Annotated in this window: 11 protein-coding genes, 2 pseudogenes and 1 riboswitch; of the genes and pseudogenes, 11 read left to right on the forward strand and 2 right to left on the reverse strand. The window is 76.5% G+C overall.

What is annotated here, in order from left to right; all coding sequences use genetic code 11:
- Positions 1-2: 2 nt before the first annotated feature.
- From BJF81_RS00485 to BJF81_RS20150, 3 genes and pseudogenes are all read left to right on the forward strand, one after another.
- A pseudogene (locus BJF81_RS00485) lies at positions 3-1043 on the forward strand (precorrin-2 C(20)-methyltransferase); the annotation flags it as partial.
- 89 nt (positions 1044-1132) lie between these two features.
- Positions 1133-1396: pseudogene (locus tag BJF81_RS20145) on the forward strand (SAM-dependent methyltransferase); the annotation flags it as partial.
- Positions 1397-1429: 33 nt separating this feature from the next.
- Positions 1430-1558 (forward strand): hypothetical protein, encoded by a 129-nt coding sequence (locus BJF81_RS20150; RefSeq protein ID WP_269087292.1) that lies wholly within the window; start codon positions 1430-1432, stop codon positions 1556-1558.
- Positions 1559-1573: 15 nt separating this feature from the next.
- Here the strand turns inward: BJF81_RS20150 and BJF81_RS00490 are convergent, their stop codons facing one another.
- Both BJF81_RS00490 and cbiE read right to left on the reverse strand, forming a co-directional pair.
- A complete protein-coding gene (locus tag BJF81_RS00490; protein ID WP_075956695.1) occupies positions 1574-2332 on the reverse strand; it encodes a cobalt-precorrin-4/precorrin-4 C(11)-methyltransferase in 759 nt (252 codons plus the stop codon).
- Positions 2333-2435: 103 nt separating this feature from the next.
- Positions 2436-3608 (reverse strand): precorrin-6y C5,15-methyltransferase (decarboxylating) subunit CbiE, encoded by a 1173-nt coding sequence (cbiE, locus tag BJF81_RS00495; RefSeq protein WP_237769931.1) that lies wholly within the window; start codon positions 3606-3608, stop codon positions 2436-2438.
- 157 nt (positions 3609-3765) lie between these two features.
- A riboswitch (cobalamin riboswitch) is annotated at positions 3766-3906 on the forward strand.
- Between the two features lie 14 nt (positions 3907-3920).
- Between cbiE and BJF81_RS00500 the strand changes: the two genes are divergently transcribed.
- From BJF81_RS00500 to cobA, 8 genes are read left to right on the forward strand one after another with little or no spacing between them, the layout of a single operon-like run.
- Positions 3921-5291: an ATP-binding protein gene (locus BJF81_RS00500; RefSeq protein WP_237769932.1), complete on the forward strand. Its 1371-nt coding sequence runs from the start codon at positions 3921-3923 to the stop codon at positions 5289-5291.
- 14 nt (positions 5292-5305) lie between these two features.
- On the forward strand, positions 5306-6007 hold the full coding sequence (locus tag BJF81_RS18805; RefSeq protein ID WP_237769933.1) for a vWA domain-containing protein: 702 nt from the start codon (positions 5306-5308) through the stop codon (positions 6005-6007).
- A complete protein-coding gene (locus BJF81_RS21270; RefSeq protein ID WP_446740526.1) occupies positions 6007-6222 on the forward strand; it encodes a cob(I)yrinic acid a,c-diamide adenosyltransferase in 216 nt (71 codons plus the stop codon). Before BJF81_RS18805 ends, BJF81_RS21270 begins: the two co-directional genes overlap by 1 nt.
- The gene (locus BJF81_RS21275; RefSeq protein ID WP_446740529.1) at positions 6144-6428 is read left to right on the forward strand and encodes a cob(I)yrinic acid a,c-diamide adenosyltransferase; all 285 of its coding nucleotides are present in this window, start codon (positions 6144-6146) and stop codon (positions 6426-6428) included. Before BJF81_RS21270 ends, BJF81_RS21275 begins: the two co-directional genes overlap by 79 nt.
- Positions 6401-6619 carry a cob(I)yrinic acid a,c-diamide adenosyltransferase gene (locus tag BJF81_RS21280; RefSeq protein WP_446740527.1) on the forward strand — a complete coding sequence of 73 codons (219 nt, stop codon included), beginning with the start codon at positions 6401-6403 and terminating at the stop codon, positions 6617-6619. The genes BJF81_RS21275 and BJF81_RS21280 overlap by 28 nt, the downstream gene beginning before the upstream one ends.
- Positions 6620-6657: 38 nt before the next feature.
- Complete coding sequence (locus tag BJF81_RS00510; protein ID WP_237769934.1) at positions 6658-9204, forward strand: cobyrinate a,c-diamide synthase; 2547 nt, start codon at positions 6658-6660, stop codon at positions 9202-9204.
- Positions 9204-9560, forward strand: coding sequence for a hypothetical protein (locus BJF81_RS18810; RefSeq protein ID WP_237769938.1), 357 nt, complete (start codon positions 9204-9206; stop codon positions 9558-9560). Before BJF81_RS00510 ends, BJF81_RS18810 begins: the two co-directional genes overlap by 1 nt.
- On the forward strand, positions 9557-10237 hold the full coding sequence (gene cobA, locus BJF81_RS18815) for a uroporphyrinogen-III C-methyltransferase (protein ID WP_237769937.1): 681 nt from the start codon (positions 9557-9559) through the stop codon (positions 10235-10237). The genes BJF81_RS18810 and cobA overlap by 4 nt, the downstream gene beginning before the upstream one ends.
- The last annotated feature ends 679 nt before the right edge of the window (positions 10238-10916 follow it).

Genomic DNA, 10916 nt, shown 5'->3' on the forward strand with positions numbered 1-10916 from the left:
CGGTGTGGGCCGAAGGGCCGGCCGCCCGGGGCGGTCACCTCTACGGTGTCGGGGTCGGCCCCGGGTCCCCCGACCTGCTGACCCTGCGGGCGGCCCGGCTGGTCGCCACCGCCGACGTGGTCGCCTACCATGCCGGCCGGCGCGGATCCTCCCAGGCGCGGCGGATCGTCGACGAGGCCGGGCTCCTGCGAGCCGACGTCGTGGAGGAGGAGCTGGTCTACCCCGTCACGACTGGCACGAGCGGGCACGAGGCCGGCTACTACGGCGCGCTGGCCGAGTTCTACGACGCCTGCGCCGAGCGGCTGGCCACGCACCTCGACGCCGGCCGGAGCGTCGTCGTCCTGGCCCTCGGCGACCCGCTCTTCTACGGCTCGTTCATGTACGTCCACGATGCGCTGCGCCCCCACCACCCCGTGACGGTCGTCCCCGGCGTCACCGCCGTGGCGGCGGTCACCGCGGCGGCCGGCACCAACCTGTGCCTGCACGAGGACACCCTCACCGTGCTGCCCGGCACCCTCCCGACCGCGGAGCTGGCCCGCAGGCTCGCCGACACGGACGCGGCGGTCGTGCTCAAGCTCGGGCGCACCTTCCCCGCCGTCCGGGAGGCGCTGCGCCAGGCCGGGGTGCTGGCGCGGGCGGTCTACGTCGAGCACGCCTCCACGCCGCGGGAGCGGGTGCTGCAGGTCACTGAGGTCGACGAGGCGGAGGTGCCCTACCTGTCGATGGTCGTCGTGCCCGGGCAGGACCGGCGCGCCGACGCGGCGGGCCGCGCCTGGGTGGAGGAGCAGCACGCCGATTCCCCGCCGTCGCCACGTGCCGGCGCGGCACCGGGCACGGTCCACGTCGTCGGGCTGGGACCCGGAGGCGCGGGGTGGACGACACCCGAGACGACCAGGCTGCTGGAGCGGGTCGCGCACGTCGTGGGCTACGCGCCCTACCTCGCCAGGGTGCCGCAGCGGCCCGGCCTGACCCGGCACGCCAGCGGCAACACCGTGGAGCTCGACCGGGCACGGCTCGCACTAGACCTGGCCCGGGCCGGTGAGGACGTCGCCGTGGTCAGCGGCGGCGACCCGGGGGTGTTCGGGATGGCGGCGGCCGTCCTGGAGCTGCCGCCGACGAGGGGGACGCCCCCGTGCCGGTCCGCGTCCACCCCGGCGTCACCGCCGCCCACGCGGCCTCGGCCCGGGTCGGGGCGGTGCTCGGGGGCGACCACGCACTCGTCAACCTCTCCGACAACCTCAAGCCGTTCGAGGTGCTCGTGGACCGGGTCGTGGCGATGGCCGAGCGGGACGTCGTCGTGGCCTGCTACAACCCCCGGTCGCGCAGCCGCCCCGACACCCTCGGTGCCGTGCGTGACCGGTTGGTCGAGCGCGTCGGTCCCGACCGCACCGTCGTGGTGGCTCGGAACGTCGGCCGGGACAGAGAGTCGGTGGAGGTGACCACGCTGGGCGGGCTCGACGTGGGGACCGTCGACATGGGGTGCCTCGTCGTCGTGGGGGCCTCTACCACGCGGGTCACCCCGGAGGGGCAGGTCTGGACGCCGCGCGGCGTGGGCTGACCACGGCGCGTGCGGTCAGGGGGCGGTGGCCCGTCCGGCGGCGCGGTGGCAGGAGTACAGGTGGGACTCGACGAAGTCCGCCGCTCCCAGGGCGGGGCCGACGAGGATCACCGCGGCCTGCCGCAGCCCCGCCGCTTCGACCTGATCGGCGATGTCGGCGAGCGTGCCGCGCAGGACGAGCTCGCCCGGCTGGCTGACCTGGGACCCCACGGCGACGGGGCAGGCCTCGCCGTAGTGGGGCACGAGCTCGGCAGCCAGCCGGCGGGTGTGCCGGATCGACAGGTGCAGCACGAGGGTGGCGCCGGTCGCCGCGAAAGCGGCCAGCTCCTCGGTCGCGGGCATGCGGGTGGAGTCCTGGTGCGTGCGGGTCAGCACGACGGACTGCGCGACCTCGGGCACGGTGAGCTCGCGGCCCACGAGGGCCGCCGCGGCGGCGTAGGCCGGGACGCCCGGCGTGACGTCCCATGGGACGCCCGCCGCGTCCAGGCGCCGGGTCTGCTCGGCGACGGCGGAGTAGACCGAGGGGTCGCCCGAGCAGAGCCGGGCGACGTCGTCCCCCTGGGCCGTCGCCTCGACGAGGTGCGCGGTGATCTCCTCGAGGGTGAGGTGCTGGGTGTCGACGAGGCGGGCATCGGGCGGGCAGTGGGACAGGACCTCGGTGTCGAGGTAGGTCCCGGCGTAGAGGCAGACCTGGCTCTCGCCGAGCAACCGGACGGCCCGCAGCGTCAGCAGGTCGCCCGCGCCGGGGCCGGCGCCGATGAAGTGGACCGTCATGCGTGGGGTTCCTTCCGGGTGCACGAGAGCTGGACGACGGCCCGGGCGGGCGTCCAGGACAGGTAGCGACCGAGAGCGGTCGCGTGCTCCACCGAGAGCCGGGTCAGGTCGCCGCCGAGGCGTCGCTGCGCGCGGACGAGGACGGCCTCTCCCTCGAGGGTGACCGCGTCGGCGACCAGCCGACCGCCGGGCGGCAGGGCCTGCCAGGCGAGGTCGAGGAGCTCGTCGCTCGCTCCCCCGCCGACGAAGACGGCGTCGGGACGTGGCAGGGCGGTGCCGCCCTCGGCGGCCCGGCGGAGCAGGTGGGCGCTGTCGCCGTGGAGCACCTCGACGCGGGCGCGACCCCGTGCGCCTGCGCGTTGGCGCGGGCCCTGTCGGCACGCTCGGCGTCCCGCTCGACGGCGGTGCAGCCGGCCCGCGGCGCCGCCAGGCACCACTCGACGCCGACGGAGCCCGAACCGGCCCCCAGGTCCCACAGGTGCGCCCCCGGCGTGGGCCGCAGCCGAGCCAGGGCGGTGGCGCGCACGTCGCGCTTGGTGATCTGCCCGTCGTGGTCGAAGCAGTCCTCGGGCCGCCCGGGGACCGGGCCCCACGCCCCGGCGAGCGCCGCGGCACCGGTGCCGGCCCCGGCGAGCCGCTCCGCGGGCGGCACCTCGACCGCGCAGACGACAAGGTCGGGGGTGGCCCGGCCGGCCGCGTCCTGGTCCGCCCACTCGCCCGCGGTGGCAGTGCGCGAGCCCTCCTCGGCACCCCCGAGGTGCCACAGGGCGGTGAGCCGCGCCGCGGCCAGCCCCCGCCCCGCCAGCAGGCCGCCGAGACGCGCGGGGTCCCGGCCGTCCGAGCAGAGGACCACGACCCGGGCGCCGGGGGCGAGCAGCGGCAGGACGGCCTCCAGGTCACGGCCCACGGTCGTGACGACGTCGGTGGTCTCGGCCGGCCAGCCGAGGCGGGCGCGCGCGAGGGTGTCGCTGGAGACGGCGGGGTGGATCCGGACGGCGGGCGGGCCGAGCAGCTCGACCAGCGTCGTGCCGACGCCGGAGCGCAGCGGGTCGCCGCTGGCCAGCACGACGACGCTGCCCCGGACGTCCGCGAGCAGGGCGGGCAGGCCCTCCCGCAGGGGGCTCGGCCAGGTGCGGCGGTCCTGACCGTCGACGGGGGGCACGAGCGCGAGGTGGCGAGCGCCGCCGAGCAGCAGGTCGGCACCCCGCACCAGCTCGCGCTGCGGCTCGCCCAGCGCCGCCCAGCCGGCGTCCCCCAGTCCCACGACCTCGATCACGGTCCCCGAGCCTAGACGCACGCGGGACCTGCTGCGGCGGCGGCGGTCGCGCCGGCGCCGGGGGTGCCTCAGGTCGGCTCCGCGGCGTCGACGGCGCGCCCGGGGTGGGTCCGTGGCCCGTCCGGTGCTGTGGCATGCTGACCCCGACGCAGGGCGTGGAATCCGGTGAGAGTCCGGAGCGGTCCCGCCACTGTGATCCGGGCCTGACCTCGTGCCGGGGCGCCGGAAGCCAGAGCTTCGCTCCTGCGTCCCTGGTGCCGGTCCCGGCCCCGGAGAGACTCGACGCGAGCGCGGATACTCGCAGGAGGCCCGATGGTCACCCCGTCCTACCCCTTCACCGCCGTCGTCGGCGCCCAGGAGCTGTCCACCGCCCTGCTCGTGGCGGCGGTCTCCCCCGAGATCGGGGGCGTGCTGGTCCGTGGCGAGAAGGGCACCGCCAAGTCCACCATCGTGCGGGCCCTCACCCGGGTCCTGCCCGCCCAGGAGGTCATCGCCGGCTGCCGCTTCGGCTGCGACCCCGCGCAGCCCGATACCTGCCCCGACGGGCCCCACGGGTCCGCCCCGCCTGTCACCCGCCCGGCCCGGCTGGTGGAGCTGCCGGTCGGCGCCACCGAGGACCGCGTCGTCGGGTCCCTGGACCTGCGCCGCGCGCTCGGCGAGGGCCGCGCGGACTACCAGCCCGGGCTGCTGGCCGAGGCGCACCGCGGCATCCTCTACGTCGACGAGGTCAACCTCCTCCACGACCACCTCGTCGACGTCCTGCTGGACGCCGCGGCGATGGGGCGCAACACCGTCGAGCGTGACGGTATCTCGACGAGCCACCCGGCGAGGTTCACCCTCGTCGGCACGATGAACCCCGAGGAGGGGGAGCTGCGCCCGCAGCTGCTTGACCGCTTCGGGCTCACCGTCGAGGTCCGCGCCAGCCGCGACCCCGACGAGCGGACCGAGGTCGTCCGCCGCCGGCTCGCCTTCGACGCCGACCCCTCCGGCTTCGCGGCCCGCTGGGCCGACGCCGAGGCGGCGCTCACCGCCAGGCTGGCGCAGGCCCGTGAGCTGGCAGCACGCGTCCGTCTGGGCGACCGCGCGCTGCGGGCGATCTCCCGGGTCTGCGCCGGCTTCGACGTCGACGGCCTGCGCGCCGACATCGTCACCGCCCGCGCCGCCGTCGCTCACGCCGCCCTCCACGAGCGCCAGGAGGTCACCCGCGCCGACGTGCGTGCCGCCGCGCTCCTGGCGCTCCCCCACCGCCGCCGCCGGTCCCCCTTCGACGAGCCGGGCCTGGACGAGGAGCTGCTCGACCGGCTGCTCGACGAGGAGCTGCCGCACGACGACGGCCCGGACGGGCCCGAGGACGACCCGGGGTGCGGCCCCGACGACGACGGCGGCGACGGCCCGGACGGCGGCGGCGGGGCCGGGACCGACCAGTCGCCCCGGGACGGCGGGCCGGACACGACCGCCACGTCGCCGGCCGACGGCCCCGGCACTCCCGACGGCACAGCCTCCCAGGACCCCGATCTGGCCCCGCAGGCGCCGGCCGACAACGCCGGTGACGCCGACGGCGGCGCCCCGCCCCGGGCCGCCGCACGGTCGCCGTCGCCGCTGCCGGCAGGGCCTACCGCGCCCGCAGCCTCGCGGCCCGGGGCCTCGGGCGCGGGTCCGCCGGGCGGCGCAGCCCCGCGCTGACCACCTCCGGACGCATGGTCGGGGTGCACCCGGCCGGCCGGCCGGCACCCGGTGCGCCGGTGCACCTGCCCGCCACGCTGCGGGCCGCTGCCCTGCGCGACGGACTGCGCGCCGGCCGCGCGACCATCGGGCCGGAGGACCTGCGCTACGCCGTGACGCGCGGCAAGGAGGCCAACCTCGTGCTGCTCGTCGTCGACGCCTCCGGGTCCATGGCGGCGCGACGGCGCATGCAGGAGGTCAAGACCGCGGTCCTCTCCCTGCTCATGGACGCCTACCAGCGGCGCGACCGCGTCGGGCTCGTGACCTTCCGCGGCACCGGCGCCGAGCTCGTCGTGCCCCCGACCTCCTCGGTCGAGGTCGCGGCCGCGCGCCTGCACGAGGTGGGCCACGGCGGCCGCACCCCGCTCGCCGAGGGGCTCGTCCTGGCGCACCGCGTCGTGGCCCGGGAGCGGATCCGCGACCGGCACCAGCGGGCCCTCGTCGTGCTCGTCACCGACGGCCGCGCGACCGCCGGCCAGGACGCGCTCACGCGGGCACGGCAGGTCGCCGACTGCTGGCCCGGCACCCACACCGTCCTCGTCGACTGCGAGACCGGGCCGGTGCGCCTCGGTCTGGCCGCCGACATCGCGCGGCGGATGGGCGCCGAGCACCTCCCCCTGGAGCGGGTCGCTGCCGGCTCCATCGTCGACATCGTCACCGACCGGAAGGCCGCCTGATGGCACAGGGACAGCTCCCCGTCACCCCCGACGACGGCCGCACCACGCGGCAGCGCCGGCACAGCCCGTTGCTCGTCGTCCACGCCGGCGAGGGCAAGGGCAAGTCCACCGCCGCCTTCGGCCTGGCCCTGCGGGGGTGGAACCAGGCTGGTCCATCGGGGTCTTCCAGTTCGTCAAGTCCGCCAAGTGGCGCATCGGCGAGGAGGCGGCCCTGATGGCCCTCGACCAGGTGCACCGCGACACCGGCCAGGGCGGCCCGGTGGAGTGGCACAAGATGGGCGCCGGCTGGTCCTGGTCGCGCAAGGCGGGCACCGAGGAGGACCACGCCGCGGACTCCCGTGAGGCTGGGCCGAGGTCCGGCGCCGGCTGGCAGTCGAGCAGCACACGCTCTACGTGCTCGACGAGTTCACCTACCCGCTGAAGTGGGGGTGGATCGACGTCGAGGAGGTGCTGGAGACCCTGCGGGACCGGCCGGGCTACCAGCACGTCGTCATCACCGGGCGCGACCCCCACCCGGACCTGCTCGCGGCCGCTGACGTCGCGACCGAGATGACGAAGCTCGCCCACCCCTTCGACCGGGGCCAGAAGGGCCAGAAGGGTATCGAGTGGTAGCGCCGGCCCCCGCCGCGCCTCCCACCGACCTGCCCAGGGTGGTTGTCGCCGCCCCGGCCTCGGGGCAGGGCAAGACGACCGTGTCGGTCGGGCTCATGGCGGCCCTCACCGCGCGCGGGCTCACCGTCGCCCCCGGCAAGGTCGGACCGGACTACATCGACCCCGGCTATCACGCGCTCGCCACCGGCCGCCCCGGCCGCAACCTCGACCCGTGGCTCGTGGGTGCCGAGCGGGTGCCGGGGCTGCTGGTCCACGCAGCACGCACGCCGACGGTCGCCGACCTCAGCGTGGTGGAGGGCGTCATGGGCCTCTTCGACGGGCGCAACGGGACCGACGGCGAGTCCTCCACCGCGCACGTCGCCCGGCTCCTGGGTGCACCGGTCGTGCTCGTCGTCGACACGGGCCACGCCTCGGGGACGGTCGCCGCGACCGTCCACGGCCTGCGGACCTTCGACCCGCGCGTGCAGGTCGCCGGGGTCGTCCTCAACCGCACCGGCTCGCCGGGGCACGCGACGGAGGTCACCCGCTGGGTCGAGCGGCTGGGCCTGCCCGTGCTCGGCGCGTTGCCGCGCGACGCCGCCATCAGCGCCCCCTCCCGGCACCTGGGGCTCGTCCCCGCCGCCGAGCGCGCGGACGCCGCGGCCGCGCTGGAGCGGCTCGCGGAGCGGACGGCCCGTCACGTCGACCTCGACGCCGTCCTCGACGTCGCCCGCTCGGCTCCCCCCCTCGACGCCGAGCCGTGGTCGCCGGAGGCCGGGTCGGTCGCCGGCAGGGGTGGTCGCCGCCCCGTCGTCGCCGTCGCCGGGGGTCGCGCCTTCACGTTCCGGTATGCCGAGACCGAGGAGCTCCTGCGCGCGGCGGGATGCGACGTCGTCACTCTCGACCCCGCCGTCGACCGTTCGCTGCCGGCTGGCGTCGCCGGGCTCTACCTCGGCGGCGGCTTCCCGGAGGTGCACGCGGCCGCGCTGTCGACCAACACCTGCCTGCTCGCCGAGCTGCGCGACGCCCTGGCGGCCGGCCTGCCGACGGTCGCCGAGTGCGCCGGCCTGCTCTACCTGGCCGAGTCGGTCGACGGCCACCCGTTCGCCGGGGTCGTGCCGGCCGCGGCGGCGATGGCGCCGCGGCTCACGCTGGGCTACGCGAGGGCCCGCACCGCCACCGACTCCGTGCTCGGCCCGGCCGGCACGACCGCGACCGGCCACGAGTTCCACCGCACGGTCACCGACCCGGCGTCCGGCGCGCAGTCGAGCAGCCCGCGAGCGGGGGCCGCCTGGACGTCCGAGCGCGGACCGTCCGGCTTCGCCCTTGACCCCGCCGGCACCGGCCGGGCCACCGTGCACGCGGCCTACCTGCACACCCACTGGGCTGGGCACCCGCACCTGGCGCGCAGCTTCACCCAGGCCGTCGCCGAGCACGACCGCGCCGGACTCGCCGACCGCGTCCTCGCCCGGCGCCCCTCACCCGCCCCCACCGGCGTCGCGGAGGCCGGTGTCGCGGAGGCCAGCGCCCCGGCGGTCCCCGCGGCCGACGACGACCCCGACCTCATGCATCACGGTGATCGGGAGACCGCCCCCGACCTGGTGGACCTCGCCGTCAACGTCCGCCTGCCCGAGCCGCCCGCGTGGCTGGCTGAGGTCGTCGCCGGCACCACCCGGCAGCTCGCGGCCTACCCCGACCCCGCCCCCGCCCGCGCCGCCCTCGCACGCCGGCACGGCGTGGCGGAGGACATGGTGCTGCCGACGGCGGGTGCCGCCGAGGCCTTCACGCTGCTCGCCCGGGCCGGTCTCGGGGCTCGGGCCCTCGTCGTGCACCCGCAGTTCACCGAGCCCGAGGCGGCCGTGCGCCGGGCCGGGCTGGACGTGGAGCGGCACCTGCTCGGCCCCAGCGAGGGCTTCCGTCTCGACCCCCAGGCCGTGGGACCGGCCGACCTGGTCCTCGTCGGCAACCCGACCAACCCCACGGGCGTGCTGCACCCCGCACAGACGCTGCGCGACCTCCACGCGCGCACCGGCGGGGTACTCGTCGTCGACGAAGCCTTCCTTGACGAGGTGGTCGACGGCGAGCGCGAGAGCCTGATCGCCCCCTCCATGCCTGGGGTGCTCGTCCTGCGCAGCCTGACGAAGACCTGGGGCCTGGCGGGCCTGCGGGCCGGCTATGTCGTCGGGAACCGCGCCCTCGTCGCGCGGCTCGCGGCGCAGCAGCCGCCGTGGTCGGTGAGCACCCCCGCACTCGCCGCGACGGTCGCCACGGCCGCGTCCTCCGCGCTGGCCGAGGCCGGGCGGCTGGCCCTCGAGCTCGAGCCGTGGCGGCGCCACCTCGACGCCGGGCTCCGGGCGCTGGGCGTCGAGGTCGTGCCCTCCGAGGCACCGTTCCTGCTCGCCCGCGTCGGCCGCGGTGTCCGCGAGGCCCTGCGGGCCCGGGGGTATGCCGTGCGCCGCGGCGACACCTTTCCCGGCCTGGACGCCACGTGGGCGCGCATCGCCGTGCGGGACCCGCTGACCATCGACGGCCTGCTGCGCGAGCTGCGCGCGGTGCTGGCCGACCGGCCGGTGACGCCCGCTCGTGACGTTCCGGAGGAGGACTAGTGGAGAACGAGCCCACCGCGGGGTGGACCCTACCCGGCCGGCCCAAGTCGGCGATGGTCACCCGGCCCGGCCCCCGGGTCAGCGAGACAGTGCACGCACTGCTCGACCGCGGCCTGGGGGTCACCGTGGCCACCGGCTCCCCCGACGCGCGCCTGCGCGACCTGGCGGGGCGCGGCCTGGTGACCCTGGCGGAGCCCGGCGTCACGGACCTCGAGGAGTTCGATGTCGTCATCCGGGACACTGCACACCTGAGCGGCGGCGACGCGACGCACCTGGCCGGTGCGACGCCCGGCCAGGCCGGCAGCGCGGCGAGGTCCTCCTCGTCGGCGGCGGGCCCGGTCCCCTCGGCCTTCTGACGCTCGCCGGGGCTGAGGCGCTACGCGCCGCCGACGTCGTCGTCTACGACCGGCTGGCGCCGCTGGGCGCCCTCGACCTCGCCCCCGCCGACGCCGAGCGGGTGCCGGTCGGCAAGATCCCGCGCGGGGAGTTCACCCCGCAGGAGCAGATCAACGCCATCCTGGTGGACCGTGCCCGGCAGGGCGCCACCGTGGTGCGGCTCAAGGGCGGGGACAGCTTCGTCTTCGGCCGCGGGGGCGAGGAGTGGCTCGCGTGCGCGAGCGCCGGGATCCCAGTCCGGGTCGTCCCCGGGGTGACGTCGGCGGTCGCCGTACCCGGCCTGGCGGGCGTGCCGGTGACGCACCGGGCGGTCACGCCAGGCTTTGTCGTCGTCTCCGGCCACGTCGGTCCGGACGACCCCCGCAACCAGGTGGACTGGGCGGCCCTGGCCGGGGCCGGCCTGACGATCGTGGTGCTCATGGGCGTGGCGACGCTGGCCGCGATCGCGGAGCGGCTCATCACCTGTGGGATGCCCGGCAACACGCCCGCTGCCGTAGTCGCCGACGGCGGCCTGCCGTCGCAGCGCCAGGTGACCGCGCCGTTGGGGCAGGTCGCCCAGGCCTCCCAGAAGGCGGGGCTCGGGGCGCCGGCGGTGGCCATCATCGGCGCCACTGTCGCGGCGCTGACTCCCGTCTGAGCCGGACGCACGACGCCCACCGGCCTCAGGTCCGGGACTGTCCGCAGAACGGCGCTGGGTGACGCGTCGGCCTAACGTGCGAGAAGTCGTGTGATGACCGGACGGATTCCCAGGGTGAGTTCGATGCCGAGACTTGGGGAAGGGGACAACCCTGTGCAGGGAGGCCGAGCAGGCCACAGTCCGGAGAACAGTCAATGCCACCCGGGCCCGAGGTGAGGACCTGATCGGCTTGCACGGGCTGCTCACGGCGCGCACCGCCACCGTCCCGGAAACAGCGTTGGACGAAGGATGACCGAGCTTCGGCGTCACCAGAGACACCAGACACTCACGGCGGAGAAAGGCAACATCCGTAACCGCACCATGCCCATGACTGTGCTCACCGAGGACGTCGGGCTACGCGGGGCTATCGGCACTCAGCCTCGATCCGCCGAGCGGGTTCCTGGGGGAATTGAGATGCGGGCTGAGAGGATTTGCTGAGCGAGTTCGGCGTCGGGGCGCGCGGGAGCCGCCGGTCTGCCCGGCTTTTCCACTTGGGGTCGTTCCTCGTCGGGGCAGGAGTGGGTGTCAGGCGGGGGCGTAGGCGCCGGCGTACATGCCTGCCCAGGCGTCCTGCCAGGGCCAGTTGGTGGGTAGGTGCAGGTGCAGTCGTCGGGCCCGGTTGGCGATCCGGGCCGGGATC

It is taken from the genome of Ornithinimicrobium sp. CNJ-824 (assembly GCF_001942405.1).
Lineage (GTDB): Bacteria > Actinomycetota > Actinomycetes > Actinomycetales > Dermatophilaceae > Ornithinicoccus > Ornithinicoccus kibberensis.